This is a genomic window from Winogradskyella sp. HaHa_3_26 (genome assembly GCF_019278425.1).
Classification (GTDB): domain Bacteria; phylum Bacteroidota; class Bacteroidia; order Flavobacteriales; family Flavobacteriaceae; genus Winogradskyella; species Winogradskyella undariae.
Genome location: NZ_CP058981.1, coordinates 1518613 through 1544380, shown reverse-complemented (window position 1 = coordinate 1544380; position 25768 = coordinate 1518613). Strand labels below are relative to the sequence as shown.

Below are 25768 nucleotides of genomic sequence, written 5' to 3'. Positions count from 1 at the left end.
ATATAATATGAAGAATTGTCTTTTATCTTTTGGGTTAATTTTATTGATGTTTTCTTGTAAAGAAGCAGATACAACAACAAAAATAAGTGCTACAATTTCTAGTGAAGAAGCACTAAAAGAAGCTATAAAAAATGCAAAGCCAGGTGATGAGTTAGTTCTTAAAAATGGAGTCTATAAAGACATTCAAATTAAGTTTGTTGCTAATGGTGAAGAAGGTAAACCTATTACTTTAAGGGCAGAAACACCAGGAGAAGTAACTATTGAAGGTAAATCTAACTTACAGTTAGGTGGTGATTATTTGGTTGTGGAGGGGTTGTATTTTAAAAACGGATATACACCAACAAAACAAGTTATTAGGTTTAAAGTCAGCGATGAAAACGTTGCTAATTATTCTAAAGTAACAAATTGTGTTATTGAAAACTTTACACAACCAGACAGGGATGTAAAAGATCATTGGGTAGAGTTTTGGGGTAGACACAATGAGTTAAGTAATAACTATATTACAGGGAAGTCTAACTATGGGCCAACGGTTATGGTGATGCTAAAAGGTGCAGAGCATATAAAAAACTATCACCAGATTGTAAATAACCATTTTGGACCAAGACCAAGAAAAGGTGGCCCTCATGGAGAAACTTTACAAATAGGAGACAGCGGGACGTCTATGATGCCATCGCATGCTAATATTGAAAATAATTTATTTGACCGTTGTAATGGTGAGGTAGAAATCATTTCAAGTAAATCTAATTTTAACACCTTTAAGAATAATGTGTTTTTTGAAAGTGAAGGATCATTAGTATTAAGACATGGTAATTTTGCAACTATAGATGGTAACATCTTTATAGGTAATGATAATTCAAAATTTATTGGTGGTGTTCGTGTTGTAAATGCAGGTCATTGGATTACTAATAACTATTTCTACAAATTAAAAGGAGAAACTTTTAGAGCTCCTATCGCTGTGATGAATGGTATTCCTAAGTCACCACAGAATAGATATAACCAAGTTACTGATGTGGTTATGGCTTATAATTCATTTGTGGATTGTGAAACACCTTTTCAGTTTAGTGTTGGGTCTAATGTTAGTCAAAGTGAATTTTTACCAAAAACAGAAATTCGTTCTGCAAGACCAATTAGAACTACTGTTGCAAATAATGTCATATATAATGAAACTCCTTTCGATTATCCAATTGAAAATTATGATGAGGTAGATGGTGTGCTTTTTGAAAATAACTATACAAACAGTGCTAATAAAAGTGAAGTTAAACCTGAAGGATTAATTACAGCAGAATTGAAAGTTGAAAATGTTTCAGATCAATTAAAAATTGCTTCGGTTACTTCAAAAGATATGTATAATGGTTTTGATTTCGAAAATATAACTACAGATATGTTTGGAACCAAAAGAACCGTAGATAATAATAGAGTAGGTGCGCTAATTAATTCTGCAAACCATAAAGATTTATATGACAGATCTAATTATGGTACAGATTGGTTTTCTACTGATAAAGTTAAAGCAGATGTGAAAACGATAGCTGTTAGTACTAATGCTGAATTTACTAAAGCGTTAGAGGACGCTAATTCTGGTGATACTATTAGTTTAAATCCTGGAGTTTATGAAATTAATAAAACAGTTTCAGTCGTTAAAAATATTACGATTACTTCTAAAGATAAAAATAACAAAGCGCAGTTAAGTTTTACGTCTAGTAATACTGCTTTTGAGATGAATCCTTATGGAATTCTTCATATTGATGATGTAGTCTTAAAAGGTACTAATTCTCAAGCAGCATTTAAAACGTTGGATAAAAACATGAGAAGTGCTTATGGACTTTGGTTAAACAACACAGAGATCAGTAATTTTAGTAGTGTTTTAGAAGTGTCTAAAGGTTCTTTTGCAGATACAGTTTCTGTAAGAAATACAATAATTAAAGATTGTGCTAAAGGTATTGTCTTAAACAAAGAAACAAACGATAAAGGAGATTACAATAGTGAGTTTGTCTATGTTGTAGATAATACTTTTACTAATGTAGGAGAGAATGTTTTAAATTATTATCGAGGAGGTTATGATGAGTCTACAATTGGAGGGAATTTAGTTTTTACAGGAAATACAGTTACAAATTCCGGAAAAAATGATACTGAAAATATATTAATAAAAACACGAGGTATCGTTAATGTAGAATTTGCAAATAATACTTTTAAAAATAACAACGTAAAATATGTTGCTATACTATGGGGAGCAAAAGGTCAGAAACCAGTAAATAATGTTGTGCAAAACTCTGGTTTAATTGAAGTGGTTCAGAATTTAAAATTGAAGTTAGTCTATTAATTAATATGAGCCACTTTAGAGTCTTTTTGATATATTTTTTGTTTTGCGCTACAATAGCTGTAGCGCAAAACATACCATCAGATAAGGTGATTTCTCATGATGAATTAGGTGATTATTTAACTAATTCAGCTAAAAAGAGTATTCAAGTCAATGGTGAAATATCAGAAACAAGACTCGCCTTATATTTTAGAGAAAAATTTTCTGAACGTTACTTTTTTGATTGGCAAGCTGTTGAGGATAGGTTAGAAGATTATACTAAATTATATCCTGAATCTAAAGCTTACCATTCTGAAAGAGCTGAAGATCATTTAACTAAATTTCCTGCAGAAGTACAATGGAAATTGCCTTTTAACTACCAAAACGGAACACCTGTAAATGCTTATGCGGTACGTCATTTAGCTAGGCAGCATAAAATGGTAGATATTGGGTACTATTATTTCTATAATAATAAAGATGTTGAGTATCTTAATTATTTCACCAATCAATTAGCGTCTCTAAATACTGCTTTTTCTGAAAATAAATATGAAACGATTAAGGATGGTAATGGTGTTTTTGAAGCCTTTCGATCTGGATATAGAATATTGAATTGGTTGCATTTGCATAATTTATTCTTAGGTCAAGCGGAATATTCAGATGAAGAGCAATTAACAACAATAGCGACTTTATTACAACATGCACAGCATATGTATGAACATAATAAAGAATTTAAATCAGGGAATCATCAAACAAGAGGATTGTCTGCTTTGGCAATGCTATCAATATTATTAAAAGATTTTAATGGAGCAGATGAATGGTATAATCATTCTATGAAGTTATTGGGTGAGCACTTAGATAAGGAAATTAATGAAGATGGTTTTCAATTTGAGCGCACAATACATTATCATATGAGTGATATTGGTAATTATTTCTACGTGTATCAACTGGCTCAAAAAAGTAATCTAAAAATAGATAAAATTTGGGAAGCTAAATTAGAATCGTTGTTTTCTACGCTAGCTAAAGTTGCTTTTCCAGATAAATCAGCACCTGTGTTATCAGATGATACCGATGCACCTTGGGCTGAAAAAAATGATATTTCTGGTACAATGGCTTTAGGGTATTTGTTATTCGAAAATCCTGAAATAGGTTATTCTGCAAGTAACAAATTAAGTCCTAAGTTTTATTGGAATGCAAGTGAAGCACAGTTAGTAAAACTTAAAAATAAACAGGATATTCTACCTCAATATAAATCTTTGTCATTTAATGATACGGGGTATTATATAATGAGAGAAGGTTGGAGTTCTAATGATAAAATGCTTATTATTTCTGCGGGTTTAGATAAAAACAAGCCAGATCATCAGCATGGAGATATACTTGGTGTCCAAGCTATGGCAAATAACAATGTGATTTTGCCTAACTATCAAGTGCGTTATTCTTTACCCGATTTAGAATTGTTTAAGAATTCTATGACTAAAAATGTAGCTTTAGTTGATGATCAATTACAGGGTAAAGATTATAAATCAAATAAAGGAGGAAGTGGTTTTGGGAAGTTTAAAAAGTTACCAACTCCAAAAGTCTTTGCCTTTGAAGCTCGTGAAAATTTAGATGTTTTTATAGGGAGCCATGATGGTTTTGAAAATGTTGGTGTAAAATACAGTAGACAAGTCATTAATGTAGATAATGATTTTTGGATTGTAAAAGATAATTTTTCATCTAAAGAAAAGCACAATTACAAACAAGTTTGGCAAGGGCATTATAGTTTAGAAAATACTCCAAATTTATTGCGTTCTACTTTTCAAAATGGATCGGGTTTAGATGTTTTTCAATTACAAGCTATTGATACCTTGAAAACTGAAGGAACTCGTGGCAAAGCGTGGTCTATTGCTTCTAAAAATAATGAAACTAATTTTCAATTTATAACAGTATTGTTTCCGTTCAAAACTTACGATGCTCGTGTAGATGAAACTTCTGAAGTTAAGAATTTAAAGGGGTGGAAATTAAACGATTCAAAATGGGAAATTGAAGGTGATAACGCGGTATCTTTAACTAAAGATAATACCTCAATATTTTTTAATGTTAAACAGTTAAAATATAAAGGAACAACTATTCAATTTGAAAATTATTTAGATGTTTGGATCCAAAATGAAAATGATCTTAGCATTATCCCTTTAAGTGAAAAAGAAATTACAGTAACCATAAATAAAGACCATAAAACCAAAATTGTGAAATATTTTGTGGGTACATGATAAAATAAACAATACTCTCTAACTAATAAACGCTAAACAACAAAATGAGAACAATCGCCAAAATAATTCCCTTCTTTTTACTGGTTTTAATATCCTGTAAAGAAGAAACAAATTCAACAATATTGTCCAATTCTAGTGATACTACTGCTAGTCACCCTAATTTAATTTTAACGCAAGAAAGCGTTTTAGAAATAAAATCACAACTCGGTTCTGTTCCTGTTTTCGATGAAACTTTAGCTCTAGTAAAAGAGGAAGTAGATTTAGCTATAGGAGAAGGTATCGATGTGCCAATTCCAAAGGATATGGCTGGTGGTTATACGCATACACAACACAAGGCTAATTATAGTAATATGCAAAAAGCTGGAGTCTTATTTCAGTTGCTTGGAGATGAGAAATATGCTATTTATGTAAGAGATATGTTATTGGCTTACGCAGAATTGTATCCTACATTAGGGCGTCACCCACAAGAGCGTTCATATTCTAGGGGTAAATTTTTCTGGCAATGTCTTAATGATTCTAATTGGTTAGTTTATACAAGTCAGGCATACGATTGTATTTACGATTGGTTACCTGCTGAGCAAACAGATTATTTAAATAAAACATTATTTAGACCGTATGCAGATTTTCTTTCTGTAGATACACCTAAGTTTTTTAATAGAGTTCATAATCACAGTACTTGGGGAAATGTAGCTGTTGGGATGATTGGTTTAGTAATGGATGATGATGAGCTGTTAGAAAGAGCTTTGTATGGTTTAAAAGAAAATAATATTGATCCTAATGAGTTAGATGATGATGGAGGTTTAATAAAAGATAAAGATGGTAAATCTGGATTTTTTGCAAACTTAGATAGTCCATTTTCTCCAGACGGATTCTATACAGAAGGGCCATATTATCAGCGCTATGCTATGTATCCATTTATGATTTTTGCAGAAGCCCTTCATAATAAAAAACCAGAATTAAAGATTTTTGAATATAAAAACGGGGTTTTATTGAAAGCGGTTGATGCTTTATTAAATCTTACAGATGCAGATGGTGAATTTTTTCCACTAAATGATGGTCAAAAAGGAATGTCTTATTATACACCATCATTAGTTTCAGCTGTTGATATCGCCTATTTCTATGGAGGTAAGAAACAAGAATTACTATCAGTTGCTAAATCTCAAAATAAAGTACAATTAGATGCTACAGGTTTATCGGTTTCAATTGGTTTAAGAGATGGATTGGAAGAGCCATTTATAAAAAAATCAATGGAGCTGACAGATGGTAGAAATGGAGATGAAGGTGCCGTTGGTATTTTAAGATACAATAATGAAGCTAATACAATTGGACTTGTAATGAAATACACAGGCCAAGGCTTAAGTCATGGTCATTATGATAAATTGTCTTTTTCATTATACGAAAATGGTGATGAGGTACTACAAGATTACGGACTGTCTCGTTTTGTTAATGTTGAACAAAAAAATGGAGGTGGATATTTAAAGGAAAATAAAACATTTGCCAAACATACAATTGCTCACAATACAGTAATTCAAAATGAGACATCTCACTTTGATTATGATTTTAAAGTTGGAAGTGCTAACCATTCTGAACGTTATCTTTTTGATGTCTCTAATCCAGATGTTCAAATCATGAGTGCTAAAGAACACAATGCTTATCCGGGGACTAGTTTTCATCGTACGATGGTTATGGTTAAGGATGAGACCGAGGCAAAACCTTATATTATTGATGTTTTTAAAGTGAAATCAGATAAAGAAAATCAGTACGATCTACCGTATTACTATTTTGGTCAAATAGTTTCAACAAGTTTTAAAACTGAAGCACCAAAAAGCTTAGTGCCATTAGGGGCTAAAAATGGTTATCAACACCTTTGGAAAGAAGCAGAAAATGTGGTTGAGTCAGAACAGATTCAGTTTACATGGCTTAATAATAACTTGTTCTATAGTATCACTTCAGCTACTAATGTAAAAGATAAGGCTATTTTGGCTAGGTCTGGTGCTAATGATCCTGAGTTTAATTTACGTCGAGATCCTGTGCTTATTTTAAGAAAAGAAAATACAAAATCAACTGTTTTTGCTTCTGTTATTGAGTCTCATGGAGTTTATAACTCGGTAGTTGAGACGGCGGATAATGCTTATAGTAAATTTAACTCTATAACTGTTTTATTAGATAATGATAACTACACAGTATTAGAACTGAAAACTGTATTAAGAGAAACTAAAGTTTTGATTTTATCAAATTTAGATGCTTCAAAAGAAACAAAACATGCATTAGATGTAAATGGTAAAAACTACCAATGGACTGGTGCTTATTATTTTAATTAAATGAAGTTTATACTTATAAAATAAATAATCTATGTTAAATCTTAGTTTAACATAGATTATTTTATGAAAACATTGTGATAACACAATTTTTTACATATATTTGGTTAACCAATCTGGTTAACCAATTTTTTTTACATGTTTTTGAAACAAAATACCCCTTTATTGTATGTTGTATAATGAGGAATTTTAAGTGTATAGTGTTCCAAGAAAAAAAACTAAATAACTCTAAAAAAAAGAACAATTCATTATGAAATTAAAAATTAAATCAACCTTGATTATTTTTGTTTTAATGTGTTTTTCGTTAAGCGCACAAGAAACAATGCCTATTAAAGGTCAAGTGATTTCTACAGCAGATGGTATGCCTGTCCCAGGTGTAAACATTGTTATAGTAGAAACGACCACGGGGACCACAACTGATTTTGATGGTTACTATCAAATTAATGCTAAGAAAGGAGATGTATTACAATTTTCTTATCTTGGTTTTGGGACACAACTTGTAACTGTAAACGGACAGACTACTATTAATATATCTTTAGCTGAAGATGCAAGTGCGTTAGATGAAATAGTGGTTATTGGTTATGGTACACAAAAGAAAAGTCATACTACAGGTTCTATATCTAAAGTCGTAAATGACGATTTAGGACAAATTGCAGTATCTAGAGTAGATGATGCATTAGTTGGTCAGGTTTCAGGTGTTAATATACAAGCAACAGATGGTGAAGCCGGTGCTGCTCCTACAATTACAATTCGTGGTGTAGGTTCTATGGCAGGTGATTCTACTCCATTAATAGTTGTTGATGGTGTTATTGTAGATTCTGACTTTTTAGGGTCGTTAAATATGAATGATGTAGAATCTTTTGAAATTTTAAAAGATGCTGCTTCTGCTTCAATTTACGGTTCAAAAGGATCTAATGGTATTATTATGATTACCATGAAATCTGGTATTGAAGGGAAAACAAAAATTACTTATAGTACTTATACTGGTTTTAAAGAAGCTAGAAAAAGTGAAGCTTACGGAACTACAACACACGAGTGGGCACAGCAACAAATGGATGCTAATGGAGAGGTTTCAATATACACACAGGCGCAATTGCAAACAGGTACGGATCGTGCTTGGCAAGATGTGTTTTTTGATGGTGGAACTATTACAAGTCACGCACTTTCATTTAGAGGAGGTAATAAAGATACCAAGTATTCAGCAAGTTTAAATTATGCTAATGATGAGGGGGTATTGTTAAATGATAATTATGAAAAATTTGGAGCAAGATTAAAAGTTGACAATCAGGTGAATGATAAATTTTCTATTGGAGTTAATTTAAGTCCTTCTTATACTGTAAGAGATCGTTTTTCTGAATCAGTACATAATGTTGCAAGACACCAACCTTGGTTGCCAATATATCATACGGAGCAAACATTACAGATGGTAGATTCTGAAGCATTTCCTCTACAAGTAGGTGATTATGCTAGACAAAACCACTTTACAATATTTGATTTCAATAATGATGGCGTGTATGATGAAGTACTTGAGAATATAGGTAATAGTACAAACCAAAATCCATATGCAAGAGTTAATGAAAGAAGCAGAATGGATAAAAAATTCAAAATGTTTGGTAGTGTTAACGGTAAATATAAAATAGCTAAAGGTTTAAATTTCACAACAACTTTATCTGGATCTTTACAAGATACTAAAAGAACAGATTATTTAGGAACATTAGCTAGAGAGCAAACTACCGATGCTTATATGGTTGAAACAAATCAAAAAGAACAATATTATATTTTTGATAATTTCATCAATTATAATACAAGTTTTGGAAAACATGAATTAGGGATCACTTTAGGAAACTCTATAGAAACAAGAGATTATTTTTTCTCAACGGTTAAAGGGATAGGTTATGAAAATGATATTGTTCAACAAATTTCAGGAGCTACTAATATTGTTGCTGCAGAAACATTTGGTATGGAGTGGCAAAAAAGAGGAATTTCATACATCTCAAGATTAACTTATGCTTATGATGATAAGTATTTAGCATCATTTAGTTTCCGTCGTGATGGTAGTTCTATTTTTGGATCAGATTTTAAATACGGTAATTTTGCGGCTGCATCTGTAGGTTGGAATATTGCTAAAGAGAACTTCTTACGAGATAGTGATATTGTTTCAACTCTTAAATTAAGAGGGAGTTACGGTGTTACAGGTAATGATCGTTTAAATACAGGAAGTGTTAATCCAGATGCTCAAGGTAGTAGTTCTGTATTAAGTTCAGATAATGTTTTACAAGATTATTATCCGCATTTATCTTTATTAGATTTAACGTCTTACGTTTCAGATGGTACTTTATCTACAGGTTATTCTCCTTTAAATATTGCAAATCCTGACTTAAAATGGGAACGTTTGGTTGAGATAAATCCAGGTATCGATTTTGGATTTTTAAATAATAAAATTACAGGTTCTGTAGATTGGTATCAAAGAACAAGTGATCAATTGTTACTAAATAACCCAGTGTCTGTTACAACAGGTTTTAATAGTGCTTTAGTTAACTTAGGTGAAGTAAAAAATCAAGGTTTTGAGTTCGAAATAAGAACAAGAAATATTAATAAAAGAAACTTCTCTTGGCAATCAACAGTTATTGCAACAACAAACGAAAATACTTTAGTTGATTTTGCAGATTCAAACGGACAAATAACAAGTATAGATTCGACTAGACCAGCAGAGTGGATTAATCAAGAAGGGCAGCCAATATCTTCTTTTTACGGTTATGTTGTAGAATCAGAAGTGCCAATAGAATACAGAGACAGACCTTATAGACATGTTGGTGGAGATTTTGGTATGGTTCAAGTAAAAGATTTAAATGGTGATGGTGTTTTAGATGATGAAGATAAAACGATTTTAGGAAATCCTTATCCAGAGTTAATTTGGAGTTTTACAAATGATTTTAAAATCGGAAACTTTGATTTTTCATTCATGTTCCAAGGATCTCATGGTGCAGAAGTACGTAACATTGGTGATCATTATATGTTTAGTCATAATAACAATAGAACATTAAGTGATGAAGCTATAGCTGCAGGTTATGAAACTGAATTCTTAGTTGATAAATATTTTACAAATAGTATAATACAAGATGCATCATACATTGCGTTAAGAAATGTAAACATAGGGTATAGCTTCCCTGAAGAGGTGTTAAAAGATCTAGGTTTTACTAAACTTAGAGTATATGCAACAGGTCAGAATTTAATGTATAAGACAGCAGATAATTATACAGGTTGGAACCCAGAAGCTTTAGATAAAACAAGTCCTACACAATACGGATACCAAAGAGGAGGATCACCAATATATAGAACTATATCTTTTGGATTAGATGTAGATTTTTAATAAAACTTTAATTACTTAATACAATATATTATGAAATTTAAAAAATATATAATTGTCCTTTTAATAGGAGTTTTAGCAACATCGTGTAACGATTTTCTAGAGCCAGAACCGAGTTCTGCAATTACATCAGAAAATTATTATACAACTGTAGCAGAGTTAGAAACCGCTTTGATTGGAGCTTATGATGCTATACAAGGTGCAGGAAATTACGCCAAGGATGAAAATCATGGTGTGCAATATGAGTTTTATGTAACGGAGATGAGAAGTGGAAACACATCAACTAAAATTGCAGATCCAGATGATTTTGCTGACTCTGGACAATTTGAAGCTTTCAACGTGTTACCAACTAATGGTCTTGTTCTAAATTATTATGCTAGTTTTTATGAAGTTATTTTCAGAGCTAACGTAGTCTTAGAAAATTTAGTAAATGTTGATGATGATACTACTGCAATAGAAGCAGAAGCAAAATTTATTAGAGCTTATGCTTATTTCAACTTAGTAAGATTATTTGGTGATATTCCTTTAGTTGATCATGTATTAAGTCCAGAAGAAAAGAATGTTCAATTTACTAGAATTGATACAGAATTAGTTTATGATTTAATTGTTTCAGATTTAATTACAGCAACAGAAGGTTTAGATAATACTTACAGAACTAGAGCTTCAAAAGGAGCAGCACAAGGATTATTAGCTAAGGTATACCTTACGTTAGATGAGCCAGAATATCTTCAAGCACAATTATTATGTGAAGAAATTATTAATAGTGGAGTGTATCAGTTAATTGATTTTAATGATGTGTTTTATACAGAATTAGATAATCAAGAAGTTCTTTTTTCAATAGGTTTCGAATCTATTAACGACAGTCAGACCTTTTCAGCACAATGGATGAATGGAGTTGGTGTTTCAAGTGGTTTAAATTATGCAACTTATGATTTAGTAGATGATTTAAATGAATTTGGAGGCGATATCAGAGTACAGAATTCTTTTAGACAAGATCCTGTTCACTTAACTTCTGTAAGATATCAGTGTGCTAAATATTTCCCTGATGGGGATAATGGAGGTGATACGCCTACACCTGATTTTGATGGTAATCCTGAATTAGCAGGTAATGATTGGATCGTTTTACGTTATGCAGATATTTTATTATTACATGTAGAAGCTATAATGGCTGATGGAAATGAAACTAGTTCAGCGGCAGCATTAGCATCTTTTCAACAAGTTAGAGATAGAGCAGGTTTAACTGATGTTGTTACAAATATAACTTTAGACGATTTATTAATGGAAAGACGTGTAGAATTAGCTTTTGAAAATCATAGACTATTCGATTTAATTCGTTTAGGTAAAGCACAATCAGTATTGTCTGCGTATTCAAACCTTAATGGATTTGGATTTACATCTACTGATTTATTATTACCTATGCCTCAAAATGAAGTGAATTTAAGTGATGGGTTAATGAGTCAAAATCCAGGTTATTAGAATATTAATTTAAAACATTAAAAAATGAAAAATATTAACAGATTAAATAAATATATTTCACATAAACTAATGGCTGTTTCATTACTTGTAACATGCGCTAGTTTAGTAGCCTGTGATCCTTCAATAGATTCATTAGCCTTTGATTTACCTGATGCTAATTCTCAAGAAGACTTAACACCTCCTACAGCTGTCTTTTCAGCTTCAGTTAATGAAGACAATTATTTGACTTATACTTTTGCAAACGAATCTACAAATGCAACAAGTTATTTCTGGGATTATGGAGATGGGAACACTTTTACAGATGATGATGGTGTAGATGGTACTAACACATACCCTGCAGAAGGTACTTATACAATTACACTAACTGCTACAGATAATCTAGGTGTTTTAAGTACATATTCAGAACAAATTGAGGTTATAGAGCCTGAAATTCCAACTACTTTAGTACCTGAAATTCTTGAAGCAGGTTTTGATAATGGAGATTCAGGAGATGCACCTGTAGAGATTGATAGTAGAGACCCATGGAGAAACTCAGATCTTGGAAGTGTGATTCAAATTACATCATCAAATAATTATCATGAAGGTTCTTATGGTGCAAAATTACCAAAAGAAGGCGACAGAGTGGGGTATCAATTAATTGGTGAGTTTACACCTAATAAATTCTATAAATTAAGTTTTAAATATGCATTTAGAGATCAGATAGATACTGAAAATGGAAGCATAAGTGTTGCGATGGTTCAGCCTATGGAATCTATAGATGAGCTAGAAGCTAATACAGTGGGTATAATTACTTATACCGAAGATGTAGCAGGAGTAGGAACTATGGTTAGTGGGGAGTTAACATTTAATTCTGGAGGAAACACATCTCTAGCAATATTCTTTTTCAATGATGCAGATGAAGCTTACATAGATTCGTTCGAGATTGAAGCTTTAGAATAGTCTTTTATTAACATATTTTTACCATAATAATTCACAGGTGAAATTATAGCTGCCTTATTTTTGGGCTGAAAAACTCATCCTTTATTACAAATTATATGAAATTAGATACCCCTACAAAATCGGAAAATACAAAAGTTTTAAATGAGATTATCTCTAGTATTGGAGAGTTAATCAACATGAAAAATTTAGAACCAGGAGATAAGTTACCTTCTGAGCGAACATTGTCCGAGAAATTTGGCGTATCAAGAGGAATTGTAAGAGATGCTATTCAGAAATTAGAACTCTATGGCTTGTTAGCTTCAAAACCTCAAAGTGGAACTTTTGTAGCCAATATAGGAGTTACAGCGATGAATGGAATGATTGAAGATATTTTAAGGCTTGAAGAACAAGATTTTAAAGGCTTAGTTGAAACAAGAATTCTCCTAGAGTTAAAGACAGCTAGGCTAGCTTCTATGAGGAGAACTAAAGCTGATTTAGACAATATGAAATCTGCTTTAACGGCTTATGCAGAAAAAGTAACCCGTGGTGAAAATGCAGTTGAAGAAGATCTTCTGTTTCATTTAGCTGTTGCTAAAGCGTGCGGAAATGCTACCATTAATACGTTTATGTTAATGATAACACCAGAGATTATTACAAACTTTGAAAAACATCATGTTTGTGGTAAAAGTAGAGCTTTATTGGGTATAGAAGAGCATCAGGCTATTTATGATGCCATTGAGCAACAAAATCCACAATTAGCAAAACAAAAAATGAAAGATCACTTTAGTGAGCTATATCATTATTGTTATAACATATAAATTAAATAAACAACAAATATGAAAGTAAAAGGATTAAGGTGGGTAATTATAGGCTTAATTATGCTTATTACCATTATAAATTATCTCGATAGAGGTACTTTAAACTATATGTGGGTCGCTAACATAGAATATGACTTAGTTGATGAGATAAATGTTAGTTTAGAAGAAAATCAAGCTCAATATTTAGCTGAAGATAATACCTATAGGTTAATTTCAAAGCGAGGAGAAGAAATTATTCAAAGAGCAGATCATATTACTTTTAAAAAAGAAGATCCTACAATTGTAGTTAACCGTCAAGGTATGGCTTATGAGTTAGGTATCGTAGATAGCGACGTAAGTGCAGAAGAGGCTTCAAAACAAGCAAAAGATCAATTAGGGATTATTACAATTTTCTTTATGATTGCTTATGGTTTTAGCCAACTGTTTTCTGGTAAATTATATGATAAAATAGGGACGCGTAAAGGTTTTGTTGTTTCGGTATTAATTTGGGGTACAGCAGATGCTCTAACATCTTTAGCTAGAGGTAAAGTTTCATTAACCGGATTTAGAATGATGTTAGGTCTTGGTGAAGCTGGTCCTTGGCCAGGTGCTACTAAAAGTAATGCTGAGTGGTTTCCACAAAAAGAACGTGCATTTGCACAAGGACTTTTTGGTGCAGCTGCATCAATCGGATCTATACTTGCTCCAATAATAATCCTAATGTTGTATATGAGCATTGGTTGGAAAATGACTTTTGTTGTTGTCGGTGGTCTTGGAATCCTATGGTTAATTCCTTGGTTAATTATCAATAAAAAAGGTCCTAAAGAACACAGTTGGATTACAGAAGAAGAAAGAGAATATATATTAAGCGGTCAACCAGAATCTAAAGTAACTAATGAAGTAGGTAAAACTTGGGGACAATTATTATCTAATAAAAAGAATTACTCAGTTATTTTAGGTCGTTTTTTCTTAGATCCAATTTGGTGGATGTTTGTAACATTTTTACCAATGTATTTAGTAGAAGAATTTGGTTTAAATATTAAAGAATTAGCATTCTCAGCATGGATTCCTTATGTAGGAGCAATGATTGGTAGTATTGCTGGTGGTTGGTACTCTGGATTCTTAATAAGAAAAGGAGCAACTGTAGATAAAGCAAGAAAGACAGCAATGTTATTGGGTGGCGCAATTGTGATCCCAGCAATTATAGCATCTGTATTAGTGCCAAATGCTGTTTTAGCAGTTGTTTTAATGGCTTTTGTACTTGGAGGTTTCCAATTTATGATGACTAATATTCAAACATTACCAAGTGATTTACATGGTGGTAAGTCTGTTGGTTCTTTAGCCGGTTTAGGTGGTGCAGCAGCAGTATTAGGTACAATTTTAGCTATTCTTTTCGCAGGATATATTACTAGCTGGCCATTATTATTTGGTTTACTAGGAGCTTTAGTACCATTATCATTAATTTCAATTTACTTGACAGTAGGTAAAATTGAACGGATTGATTAATTTAAAAAATATATAATAATTATAAATTATAAATAAAATGAGCAAAAACGAAGGAAAAGTAGCAGTAGTTACTGGTGCTACAGGAGGTATCGGTTTCGAAGTAGCAAAAAGATTAGGAAAAGATGGTTATACTGTTGTTTTAAATGGTATTGAAGATGAAGTAGGTGCTGAAAGAGTAAAAGAATTGACAGCAGAAGGTGTAACAGCTGAGTACATGGGATTCGATGTTACTAAAGAAGAAGAAGTAACTGCAAACATTACTGCAATTGGTGAGAAATACGGAAGAATTGATGTACTTGTAAACAATGCAGGTGGTTTAGGTGGTCGTTCAAGATTTGAAGAAATGACTACTGATTTCTATAGATTTGTTATGGCACTTAATTTAGATTCTGTATTTTTTGCTTCAAGAGCAGCAATACCTTTCTTAAAAAAAGGAGCACACCCATCTATAATTAATTATACATCTAACGCTGGTTGGACTGCGGGTGGGCCAGGTGCTGGTATTTACGGGACGTCTAAAGCAGGTGTTCATGCAATTACTAGAGCATTAGCAAAAGATTTAGCTGAATATGGAATTAGAGTTAACGCTGTATCACCAGGTACAATTGATACGCCTTTCCATGCTCAAATTAAAGCAACTAAACCAGAGGTTTTTGCTTCATGGGCTAATAACATTATGTTAGGAAGATTAGGTCAACCTGAAGATGTTGCAGGAGTTGTTTCATTCTTAGCGAGTGAAGATGCTTCTTTTGTAACTGCAGAAACAATCCAAATTGGTGGTGGACAAGCTTTAGGTATCTAAGCAAAACATTATATCATTAAAAAGCGTTATTGTAGACATACAATAACGCTTTTTTTATTTAGAAGAATCCCTAATGATCAATTCGGCATCAAGGATTATTTTATTTAAGCTCTGTTTTACTTTTGGTTCTTTAACACGTTTTAGAAAAGTCTCTGCTGCAATTCTTCCAATATCTCTACTATGCTGATCAATACTAGAAATTGAAGGGGTGACTAAAGATGTAAAAGGTTCATTTCCAAAGCCTATTAAACGAATTTCTTCTGGAACTTTTATTTCTTTTTCGTTTAAAACCTGTAAAGCACCTAAGGCAGCGTAATCACTTGCCACATATACAGCATCTGGCTTGTCTTCCAGTTGAAGTAGATGTTCCATTTCTCGCCTTCCATCTTCAAGACTTAGCGAACTCTCAATAATTAAGCTATCATCTATGGGGAGGTTATTCTTTGAAATAGCATCAACATAACCTTTAATTCTATTATTAAAAATTCGAGTTCTTCTGTAACCTCCAATATGAGCAATACGTTTACAGCCTTTAGAAATTAAATGTTCTACAATAACATGGCTACTGTTGTAATCGTCTATACCAACATAATCTACATTCAGATCATTTTCCCCACGATCAAATAATATTAATGGGATACCATTGGCTTTTATTTTTTCGTAATAAGATAAATCAACCGTTTCATTAGCCATTGAAGCAATGATCCCATCTACTTGAGTGTACAGTAATGTGTCTATATTTTTACATTCCTTTTCAAAAGATTCGTTAGACTGTGTAATGATAATATTATAGCCAGCTTTATTAAGTACGGCTTCCATTTGTTCAACTACCGATGAAAAGAAATTACTATTTGTTTTTGGTACTACAACACCCACTAAATTACTTTTTCCTTTCCTTAATGCACTCGCTAGATGATTAGGTTGGTAGTTTAATTCTTTAGCAACACGTTTAACAGCTGCTTTTGTTTTTACGCTGATACGCGAGTCATCATGTAGAGCTTTAGAAACTGCTGCAGGTGAAATATTTAGCACGTTTGCGATGTCTTTTATTGTTGTTCTTTTTTTATTCACCTAGTTTTTATATATTTGCTTAAACGTTTAAGCAAAAGTAGTGCTTTTAACTATAAAAATCAAAATCATACTGTTTTGATTTATTTTTAAAAATAATGGTTAAACGTTTAAGCAAAACAACAAATTATAACTAATTAAACGAATATTTAGAATGAAAAAAGTAGTCACTTTTGGAGAGATTATGCTAAGATTAGCTCCTCAACAATTTTTAAGGTTTTCACAAGCATCAACTTTTGATGTTGTTTACGGTGGAGGAGAATCTAACGTAGCAGTATCATTAGCCAACTACGGTGTGCCAGTAGACTTTGTTACGCGTTTACCAAAAAATGATATTGGAGAATGTGCAATGATGGAGATGCGTAAAAGAGGTGTTGGTGTAGATAAAATTGTTTATGGTGGAGATCGTTTAGGGATTTATTTCTTAGAAACAGGAGCTGTAAGTAGAGGTAGTAAAGTTGTTTATGATAGAGCACATTCTGCAATTTCTGAAATTGAACCAGGAATGGTGGATTGGAAAGCAGCGTTTAAAGATGTTGCTTGGTTTCATTGGACTGGGATCACTCCTGCAATTTCTCAAGGTGCAGCAGATGCATGTTTAGAAGCTGTAAAAGTAGCTAGCGAAATGGGGGTTACAATCTCAACAGATTTAAATTATAGAGCTAAACTTTGGACATATTGTGATGATGCACATAGAGAAAAAGTAATGACAGAATTAACCTCTTACTGTGATGTTGTTTTAGGAAATGAAGAAGATGCAGAAAAGCATTTTGGTATTCATCCAGAAGGTTTAGACGTTCATAAAAATGGACACGATGTAAAAGCCGAAGCATTTTTATCAGTTTGTAAACAAATGATGGCAAAATTCCCAAGAGCTAAAAAAGTTATTACAACTTTAAGAGGTTCTATATCTGCATCACATAATACTTGGGCTGGAGTTTTATACGATGGTACTAAAATGTTCGAAACGCGTCAGTATCAAATTACAGATATCGTTGATAGAGTAGGTGGAGGTGATTCATTTATGGGAGGATTAATTTATGGATTATTAAAATATCCTGAAGACGATCAAAATGCATTAGACTTTGCAGTAGCAGCTTCATGTTTAAAACATACAATTAAAGGTGATGCTAACTTAGTAACAGTTTCTGAAGTAGAAAAATTAATGGGAGGTGATGCCTCTGGACGTGTAGCAAGATAAGTTATGGCAAATTATACAAGAATAGAAGTCGCAAATGTTATGAAAGAAACCGGAATGGTTCCTTTATTCTATAACGCAGATTTAGAAATCGGTAAAAAAGTAATCAAAGCTACTTATGATGGTGGTGCACGTTTATTAGAATTTACTGCAAGAGGTGATTTTGCTCACGAAGTTTTTGGAGAGCTTAACAAATGGGTTCTTAAAGAATTACCAGGAATGATTATGGGTGTCGGATCTGTTACAGATGCAGCTTCTGCTTCTCGTTTTATGGCTTTAGGTGCTAACTTTATTGTAACACCAGTTTTAAGAGAAGATATTGCTATTGTTTGTAATAGACGTAAAGTAGCTTGGTCTCCAGGTTGTGGATCTTTAACAGAGATCTGTAGAGCTGAAGAATTAGGTTGTGAGGTTGTTAAATTATTCCCAGGGGGAATTTACGGTCCTGGTTTTGTTAAAGCAATAAAAGGCCCTCAACCTTGGACTAGTGTTATGCCTACAGGAGGTGTTGCGCCAACTAGAGAAAATTTAGAAGGATGGTTTAAGGCAGGTGTTACTTGTGTTGGTATGGGATCTCAATTGATCGCTAAAAATGCTGATGGTAACTATGATTTAGCTAAAATTGAATCAGATACTAAAAATGCTTTAGAAATTATTAAATCACTACGTAGTTAAAACCTTCAATAGTGACCATTAAGGAACTCTCTATTATTTCAGGCTTCTCCGTTTCAACGGTATCAAAAGCTCTAAATAATAAGTTAGATGTTAGTAAAACAACACGTAAATCTATTCAAGCCATTGCTAAAGAATTGAATTATGTGCCCAATAATTTTGCTGTTGCATTAAGAGTTAAAAAATCACATGCTACAATTGCTGTGGTTTTACCAGAGGTGACTAAAAAATCCTATAACCAAGCACTTTGCCATGTTCAAAAATCGGCAGAAGACTTTGGTTATAGGATTTTATTATTTCAATCTTTTAACTCACCTTCCAATGAAATGGATTACATCAAAAGTTTAAATGATGGGTCTACTGATGGTATTATAGTGATTTCAAAAGAAGATAAGCATAAGTCAGATTATGCATACAATTCTATTCCTATTGAATTATTAAATATAAAAGAGAATCTTTCTCTAGATGAGATAAAAGAACTTTCATATAACAGTCTATTAAATCTGTTAATAGATTAGTATATGTTTGTTTTTGGTCCTTAATTTTATCGATTTATCATTTATATTAATTTCAATTAAATAATTAACTTTTCAAGTATAAATCTGCGTTTATTTTGCTTAAAATGTTAAAATAAATGATTCCTAAACGGCCTAAATATGGCGTTTTTTCTTAAAAATTTTAAAATAAATTAATATTTTAATTTGTAATGATCAGTCTTTTAGATTATTGTGTTCTTGTTGCTTTTGTCTATTTTTTTTATAGATAAATTACGAAAACGTTTTAGTTAACAGGATTTTAACTATATTTGGTATACCAATCTGGTAAACCAATTTTTTATTGAATTTATATTCTATTGTCTCTAACATAATCGATAGAATATTATGAGATAAAAATTTTTAAACAACAATTAACAAAAACTTATCTTATGCAAAAACAACTCAAATTTTTTAAAATGAAATTGATGCCTCTTTTGGTATTTATTTTATTTGGCTTAGCATTGAATGCTCAGCAAACAGTTACAGGTACTGTTATAAGTCAACCTGATGGACGACCTCTTCCAGGAGCAAATATTCTAGTAAAAGGAACAGCTACTGGGGCAACTACAGATTTTGATGGTAATTATACTATTGAAGTTCAGAATTCTAGCGCTATATTAATATTTAGTTACATCGGTTTTACTCCCAAAGAAGTAACTGTAGGTAATAAAGCAGTGATAGATATTACATTAATTGAAGACTCTAGCCAACTTAGCGAAATTGTTGTTGTTGGTTATGGTGCTCGTAGAAAAAGTGATGTTACAGGTTCTGTGTCTTCTGTAAAAGCAGATGAGTTAACTGCTTTTCCTGTGTTAGATGCTGAGCAGGCATTACAAGGACGTGCAGCAGGTGTTGTTGTACAATCTAATAATGGTGGTGAGCCAGGAGCTCCTATTAAGATAAATATTAGAGGTAATACTTCAATCAATGCGAGTAGTGACCCACTTATTGTGGTAGATGGGTTTGTAGGTGCAAATATGCCTCAAGCTGGAGATATTGAATCATTACAGGTTTTAAAAGATGCTTCTGCAACGGCTATTTATGGTTCTCGTGGATCTAATGGTGTTGTTTTAGTAACAACTAAAAAAGGTAGAAGTGGTAAAATGGTAATAGAAATAAACTCTACTTATGCGGTTCAAAGTACAGCTAATAGATTAGATTTATTAAATGCAAATGATTTTGCAGATTATCAAAATCAGGTAAGAGAAAATGTTGCTTTAACAACAGGAGATCCATCTACACCTTATGTTCAAGGAGATTATGATACGGATTGGCAAGATTTAATCTACAGATCAGGTAATACTGCAAATCATCAAATTTCCTTTTCAGGAGGTTCTGATAAAATAAACTTTTATGCTTCTGGTACTTATTTTCAACAAGATGGTATAATAGTTAACTCTGGGTACGAAAGGGTGTCTCTCTTATCTAATATAGATGCGCAATTAACAGATAAATTAAAGGTAGGACTTAATTTAACGGGAGGCTCTAGTAAAAAGAGTGGTGTAACTACTCAGTCTGATGGTTCTGTTACTGTTGGTGGTGATGATGTTGTTTCTTTAGCAATGCGTTTTGCTCCAGATAAAGGCGTATATAATCCTGACGGTACTTTTTCTACAAACGATAAAATAGGAGATAAAGTAGATAATCCTTATGCAGTTGCTACTCAAAGAGATGATGATACAGAGATAGATAATTTTAGAGCTAATTTTTATGCTAATTATGACATTATTGAAGGTCTTACATTTAAAACGACTTTTGGTTTAAGTAGTCAAAATACATTTAGAGGAATATATATGCCAAGAACTTTAGAAGTTACAGCTGGTGGAGGTACTGATGGAAGAGCTATTATGACAGAAGATAAAACTGAATCTCTATTAAGTGAAAATTACTTGACGTATAAAAAAGAAATAGGAAAAGGAGAATTAACATTATTAGCAGGTTATTCTTATCAAAAAACAACTAATAAAGGATTTTATAGCGAAGGTACTGGAACCATTTCAGACTCTTTTTCTTACTATGGTTTATGGACTGCAACTAATTTATTAAATGGTGGTTCTGGAGACATTTATGTAAATGAAACAGAAATTCAATCTCAATTCGGTAGGGTTAATTATGATTATGATGACAAATATTTATTAACTGCTACTGTAAGACGTGATGGTGCTTCTAATTTCGCTGAGAATGAAAAATATGCCATTTTTCCATCAGCAGCATTAGGTTGGAAAGTTTCTAATGAAGATTTTATGAAAAATTACGATAATATTTCTAGCTTAAAATTAAGAGCTAGTTATGGTGTTACCGGTAACCCTTCTATTGGTGCTTACGAGTCGTTAGCAAGTTTAGCGAGTATATATGCTTCTAGTAATGGATTAACTGTACCAGCAATTACACCATACCAAAATGCTAATCCAAATTTAAAATGGGAATCATCTTACCAATCAAACTTTGGTCTTGATGTAGCTTTATTTAATAGTAAAGTGTCAATGTCTTTTGATTATTATAATATTGATACTAAAGATGTACTTATGTTTGATAACAGTATCCCTTGGTATTTTGGTAACTATAATGATGAAATAATTACAAATGTTGGTGAAATTAATAACACAGGGTTTGAATTTTCTGTAAATACAAGAAACATTATTACAGACGATTTTAGTTGGACTACAGATTTAGTATTCTCTAGAAATAAGAACACAGTAGAGAAATTAATATTTGGTGCTGATTATTTTGGTGATGGTGCTCCAAGTTACTTTAGTGTAGATAACAATTATATATTAAGAGAAGGTGAAGAAGTTGGGCTATTTTATGGTTATGAATATGCAGGTGTATACCAAGGTGGTGCAGTGCCAACAGGTACAGCTACTTTACCAGATGGTGTAGCTGGTGATCCATTGTTTTTAGATTTAGATGGTAATGGTGATGTTACTAATGATGACAGAAAAATTATTGGTAACCCTAACCCAGATTATACTTGGGGAATTACAAATAGCTTTACGTATAAAAACTTTGATTTAAATATCTTTTTTCAAGGATCTCAAGGTGGAGATATTTTTAATATGACTAATGTGCAGTTAAATAATGGTGATTCTAATACAACGTATGATTATTATAATAATGCTTGGACACCAGAAAACACAAATACAAATCAACCTAGAGTAGGTAACAATAGTTCTAGAGAAATTTCATCTCGTTTTGTGGAAGATGGTAGTTATATTAGATTAAAAAATATAGCAATAGGCTATTCTTTTTCTTCAGATATGATTGAGAAATTAGGTTTATCAAATCTAAGATTAACTGTTAGTGCACAAAATTTATTAACTATTACTGATTATTCTGGTTTAGATCCTGAGGTTAATTACTACGGAGCTTCTGGAGATAATAATACTTCAAGTAATACGGTTAGAGGATTTGATTTTGGAAATTACCCAACCGTAAAATCGGTTAGTTTTAGTCTAAATGCGAAGTTTTAATTATTGGAGAAGGAAAACAATTTAAATTAAAAAGAAAAAATTATGAATACATATAAAATTATATTGTTATTGATGGGATTGTCAATAATGGGATGCTCAGACTTAGAAGAAGAACCGGTTGGTTTATTGTCTCCGGATGGATTCTTCTCTACTGTAGATGATTTACAATTAGCTATAGATGGTTCACTAACTCACGCTATAAACGAAGAGATATGGGGAAGAAAACTTTCTGTGTCATTAATGTTACGCTCAGATATGGTGAAGCTTCAATCTTCTCAAACGTATAGAGTAGAGATGGATATGCATAATATTACGGGTGAAAATGAAATGGTTTACGATCCATGGACAAGAATTTGGTTAGGTATAAGTGCAGCAAATACAGCTATTGCTGGTGCTGAAAGTGTATCAGCAGATGATGATATTAAAAATCCTGTTGTGGCTCAAGCTTATTTTGCAAGAGCATTTTATTACTTTCATTTGGTAAGATTATTTGGAGATATTCCTTATTTCGATCGTCCAGCTGGTGAGGAAGCAGATTTTTCTGTTGGCCTAACTGCTGAAGAAGAAGTGTATGATAATATCATTGCAGATTTAGAATTTGCTAAAACTTGGTTGCCAGAAACAGTAATATCAAGATCTGTACCATCTAAAGCAGCAGCAAGCTCGTATTTAGCATTGGTTTATTTAACAAGAGCAGGAACTAACGATATGGCTTATTTTCAATTAGCATTTGATGAAGCTAAGGAAGTAATAGATAATAGCGGAACTTATGTTCTAGGTTTAGATCCAGATTTTCAAGCTTTATTTGATGCTAATAGAATTGATGCTTCTATAGAGCCAATTTTTGCATTAGATTATAATGCTAACGAAGCAGCAGATAATTCTTATGACCAAATAGCACCTATGTCTGGCGTTAGAGGTGATGATAATGAAGAGGGTTGGTCTGTTGTAGCTCCTACTATGGCTGTTTATGATTCTTTTGAGCCTGGAGACTATAGAAGAGATGTTAGCTTTCAAACAAAAGCTACAATCGGAGGTGTACCGGTAGATTATACAGAATTTACTATAAGTGGGCATGAGCATGCTGCAAACGTTCCATATATTGCAAAATACACACGTTACCCTGGTGAATATGCTAAAGGAAATAAAAGAGCGACAAGTCATAATTATTCTATGATGCGTTATGCAGAGGTATTATTAATTGCAGCAGAAGCTGGAGTTGAAATAGGAAACCCTTTAGCATTAACTTATCTCAATGAGGTTAGAGGTAGAGCTAGAAATGGTGGTCAATCTACTTCAGGTGGTTATGATGAAGCTACTTTCCCTTCATCTACAATTCCTATGGATCTTAGTAATATTACCGTTGCAGATGTTTTAGAAGAACGTAGAATAGAACTTGCTTTTGAAGGTAAAAGATGGTACGATATTAAGAGAAGAGATTTAGGAAATCAAGTATTTAGTGCTTCTGGTTATGAAGGTGCTAAACCTGATTTTAATCCTAGTGTAGATTATGATACTCCAATACCGCAAGATGAAATAAACAGAAATCCTAATCTTGCAGGATTATAATAGTCGTAAAGATTAATTAAATTGATTACTGTCCTTGTGTTTATTTGATATAAATACAAGGACAGTTTTTTTATTGCAATTGAGTTAACTATAGTATTTTGACTACGCCAAAGTAAGTATAATAGAGCTTTAATGTTATAGTGTATGCGCTTCCTGTCAGATAACCAGTTCGTTGTTTATACAGCTAGTATGTACAATATGGAGTTATTATTTGTAAGCTGTAAGTTGATTGATTTTTGAGTAGAAGTTAATCAACCAAACACTTTAAAACTTTTACAGTTCGTTTAGATTTAATAAAAGCAATATAATAGAGACCTGAATTTAAATCTGAAACATCTAATTTATATTTTTTAAGCCGATTTTCAGTAGAGATAGTCTTTCCTTCAGAAGTGTACAAAGTAATAGCATCATAATCGTCAGCTTTAGCATTTTTAAAAGTTACGATATGTTTTGAAGGATTTGGAGAGAGTACAATTTCTTCAGCTCTAGTTTCAATTTCAGATATTGATAACGGACCAATCTCTTCTATACTAAAATTAGCAAAGCGTACAATTTCATCCTTTAAATCTTCACTATTATTTAGACTTCTGTAAACGCCCCATTTTGGTCGCGCAAACGTAGCCCCATCTTGCCATGTATCCATGGTTTCATTTGTGTAACTTAATATTGAATCACCATTAGACACACGATCAATATTAATGCTATAACTACCTTCGTTTCCAAAAGAAATAATTTCGGTTACTTCTACCCAATTTCCTCTTAGTAAATCGAGATCAGCAGTTTGGATTGTGCTTTGATTATTAGTAGCAGTATATCGTAATTCTATACGATCTGGGTTTGCCTTGCGAAGCGTTAATGTTATCATTGGTATTGATTCATAAGGTCCTCCTACTGCTTTAATTTGATGAATATGTGTAAAACTTGAAGACACCTGAAAATCACTAGGTAATTTAAACTTCCATTTATATTCAACAGTTTCACCCTCTGTAGCTTTTAAATTATTAGGTGATGAGTTGTAAGTCTTAATCTCTACACGTTGTCTATCAAAATTTTGACAACGGTCATTATCAGGTGTTTTATGAGAAATAAATTGAAAGACATTGGTGTTTAATTCCGTGTCAAAAACTTCATCTATATGACGACCAAAATCTGTATGAATACAATCAGGAACCTCTACAGCATTATATCCAGGAGCTAAAACAGCGTTAATATCTTCGTAAGTGTTTCCTGCTCCGTTTGCATTTAAAATGGTTTGAGAGTTTCCTAATAAAGTCCCAAAAAGGGTAATGTTTAAAATTAAAAATGTTTTTTTCATAATCCTGAGTAATTGGTTAACCAATTTTGATTAACTAAGATAGTGTTATTTAACGTGAATTAGAATAACCAAAGGCAAAATTATCAGGACTAAGAGTTGATGATTTTGTATTAATGCAATGTGTTTTTTATGCTTTTATATATTCACTTTATTGATTAGCATTTTTTTTAAACGAAAAAGTGATGGTTGAGTGTGTTTTATGTGTTTAAAAATTAGC

General features: G+C 32.2%; 16 protein-coding genes. 14 read left to right on the top strand and 2 right to left on the bottom strand.

The genetic code is table 11. The features are described from left to right. The first annotated feature begins 7 nt into the window (after positions 1 to 7). From H0I32_RS06620 to H0I32_RS06580, 9 genes are all read left to right on the top strand, one after another. A complete protein-coding gene (locus H0I32_RS06620) occupies positions 8 to 2317 on the top strand; it encodes a chondroitinase-B domain-containing protein (protein ID WP_173588285.1) in 2310 nt (769 codons plus the stop codon). 5 nt (positions 2318 to 2322) lie between these two features. Continuing rightward, positions 2323 to 4539, top strand: a complete 2217-nt coding sequence (locus tag H0I32_RS06615) for a heparinase II/III family protein (RefSeq protein ID WP_179312528.1) — start codon at positions 2323 to 2325, stop codon at positions 4537 to 4539. Between the two features lie 44 nt (positions 4540 to 4583). Next, positions 4584 to 6860 (top strand): alginate lyase family protein, encoded by a 2277-nt coding sequence (locus H0I32_RS06610; RefSeq protein ID WP_179312529.1) that lies wholly within the window; start codon positions 4584 to 4586, stop codon positions 6858 to 6860. A 247-nt stretch (positions 6861 to 7107) separates the two neighbouring features. Then, complete coding sequence (locus H0I32_RS06605) at positions 7108 to 10227, top strand: SusC/RagA family TonB-linked outer membrane protein (protein WP_179312531.1); 3120 nt, start codon at positions 7108 to 7110, stop codon at positions 10225 to 10227. A 30-nt stretch (positions 10228 to 10257) separates the two neighbouring features. Continuing rightward, positions 10258 to 11700, top strand: coding sequence for a RagB/SusD family nutrient uptake outer membrane protein (locus H0I32_RS06600; protein ID WP_179312533.1), 1443 nt, complete (start codon positions 10258 to 10260; stop codon positions 11698 to 11700). A 24-nt stretch (positions 11701 to 11724) separates the two neighbouring features. Beyond that, complete coding sequence (locus H0I32_RS06595; protein ID WP_179312535.1) at positions 11725 to 12639, top strand: PKD domain-containing protein; 915 nt, start codon at positions 11725 to 11727, stop codon at positions 12637 to 12639. A gap of 95 nt (positions 12640 to 12734) precedes the next feature. Continuing rightward, positions 12735 to 13436 (top strand): FadR/GntR family transcriptional regulator, encoded by a 702-nt coding sequence (locus tag H0I32_RS06590; protein WP_173588291.1) that lies wholly within the window; start codon positions 12735 to 12737, stop codon positions 13434 to 13436. Positions 13437 to 13454: 18 nt separating this feature from the next. After that, positions 13455 to 14921 (top strand): MFS transporter, encoded by a 1467-nt coding sequence (locus tag H0I32_RS06585; protein ID WP_173588292.1) that lies wholly within the window; start codon positions 13455 to 13457, stop codon positions 14919 to 14921. A 37-nt stretch (positions 14922 to 14958) separates the two neighbouring features. Continuing rightward, a complete protein-coding gene (locus tag H0I32_RS06580; RefSeq protein WP_173588293.1) occupies positions 14959 to 15723 on the top strand; it encodes an SDR family NAD(P)-dependent oxidoreductase in 765 nt (254 codons plus the stop codon). 54 nt (positions 15724 to 15777) lie between these two features. On the opposite strand, the gene H0I32_RS06575 is transcribed toward H0I32_RS06580, so the two are convergent. Further along, entirely contained in the window at positions 15778 to 16794 is a 1017-nt protein-coding gene (locus H0I32_RS06575; RefSeq protein ID WP_173588294.1) for a LacI family DNA-binding transcriptional regulator, read from the bottom strand. 151 nt (positions 16795 to 16945) lie between these two features. On the opposite strand from H0I32_RS06575, the gene H0I32_RS06570 reads away from it, so the two are divergent. From H0I32_RS06570 to H0I32_RS06550, 5 genes are all read left to right on the top strand, one after another. Next, positions 16946 to 17992: a sugar kinase gene (locus H0I32_RS06570; RefSeq protein WP_173588295.1), complete on the top strand. Its 1047-nt coding sequence runs from the start codon at positions 16946 to 16948 to the stop codon at positions 17990 to 17992. Between the two features lie 3 nt (positions 17993 to 17995). Further along, positions 17996 to 18664, top strand: coding sequence for a bifunctional 4-hydroxy-2-oxoglutarate aldolase/2-dehydro-3-deoxy-phosphogluconate aldolase (locus tag H0I32_RS06565; protein WP_173588296.1), 669 nt, complete (start codon positions 17996 to 17998; stop codon positions 18662 to 18664). A gap of 11 nt (positions 18665 to 18675) precedes the next feature. Beyond that, positions 18676 to 19179, top strand: a complete 504-nt coding sequence (locus H0I32_RS06560; RefSeq protein WP_179312537.1) for a LacI family DNA-binding transcriptional regulator — start codon at positions 18676 to 18678, stop codon at positions 19177 to 19179. Positions 19180 to 19586: 407 nt separating this feature from the next. Next, positions 19587 to 22667 carry a SusC/RagA family TonB-linked outer membrane protein gene (locus H0I32_RS06555; RefSeq protein ID WP_246293555.1) on the top strand — a complete coding sequence of 1027 codons (3081 nt, stop codon included), beginning with the start codon at positions 19587 to 19589 and terminating at the stop codon, positions 22665 to 22667. Positions 22668 to 22709: 42 nt separating this feature from the next. After that, positions 22710 to 24236 (top strand): RagB/SusD family nutrient uptake outer membrane protein, encoded by a 1527-nt coding sequence (locus H0I32_RS06550; protein WP_173588298.1) that lies wholly within the window; start codon positions 22710 to 22712, stop codon positions 24234 to 24236. A 247-nt stretch (positions 24237 to 24483) separates the two neighbouring features. On the opposite strand, the gene H0I32_RS06545 is transcribed toward H0I32_RS06550, so the two are convergent. Further along, positions 24484 to 25551 carry a T9SS type A sorting domain-containing protein gene (locus tag H0I32_RS06545; RefSeq protein ID WP_179312539.1) on the bottom strand — a complete coding sequence of 356 codons (1068 nt, stop codon included), beginning with the start codon at positions 25549 to 25551 and terminating at the stop codon, positions 24484 to 24486. Positions 25552 to 25768: the final 217 nt, after the last annotated feature.

Excerpts from the sequence above, each read along its gene's own strand:
- H0I32_RS06570 (WP_173588295.1), top strand. The coding sequence starts at position 16,946 with ATGAAAAAAGTAGTCACTTTTGGAGAGATTATGCTAAGATTAGCTCCT.
- H0I32_RS06590 (WP_173588291.1), top strand. The coding sequence starts at position 12,735 with ATGAAATTAGATACCCCTACAAAATCGGAAAATACAAAAGTTTTAAAT.
- H0I32_RS06605 (WP_179312531.1), top strand. The coding sequence starts at position 7,108 with ATGAAATTAAAAATTAAATCAACCTTGATTATTTTTGTTTTAATGTGT.
- H0I32_RS06600 (WP_179312533.1), top strand. The coding sequence starts at position 10,258 with ATGAAATTTAAAAAATATATAATTGTCCTTTTAATAGGAGTTTTAGCA.
- H0I32_RS06615 (WP_179312528.1), top strand. The coding sequence starts at position 2,323 with ATGAGCCACTTTAGAGTCTTTTTGATATATTTTTTGTTTTGCGCTACA.
- H0I32_RS06550 (WP_173588298.1), top strand. The coding sequence starts at position 22,710 with ATGAATACATATAAAATTATATTGTTATTGATGGGATTGTCAATAATG.
- H0I32_RS06555 (WP_246293555.1), top strand. The coding sequence starts at position 19,587 with ATGCAAAAACAACTCAAATTTTTTAAAATGAAATTGATGCCTCTTTTG.
- H0I32_RS06565 (WP_173588296.1), top strand. The coding sequence starts at position 17,996 with ATGGCAAATTATACAAGAATAGAAGTCGCAAATGTTATGAAAGAAACC.
- H0I32_RS06585 (WP_173588292.1), top strand. The coding sequence starts at position 13,455 with ATGAAAGTAAAAGGATTAAGGTGGGTAATTATAGGCTTAATTATGCTT.
- H0I32_RS06620 (WP_173588285.1), top strand. The coding sequence starts at position 8 with ATGAAGAATTGTCTTTTATCTTTTGGGTTAATTTTATTGATGTTTTCT.
- H0I32_RS06545 (WP_179312539.1), bottom strand. The coding sequence starts at position 25,551 with ATGAAAAAAACATTTTTAATTTTAAACATTACCCTTTTTGGGACTTTA.
- H0I32_RS06595 (WP_179312535.1), top strand. The coding sequence starts at position 11,725 with ATGAAAAATATTAACAGATTAAATAAATATATTTCACATAAACTAATG.
- H0I32_RS06580 (WP_173588293.1), top strand. The coding sequence starts at position 14,959 with ATGAGCAAAAACGAAGGAAAAGTAGCAGTAGTTACTGGTGCTACAGGA.
- H0I32_RS06610 (WP_179312529.1), top strand. The coding sequence starts at position 4,584 with ATGAGAACAATCGCCAAAATAATTCCCTTCTTTTTACTGGTTTTAATA.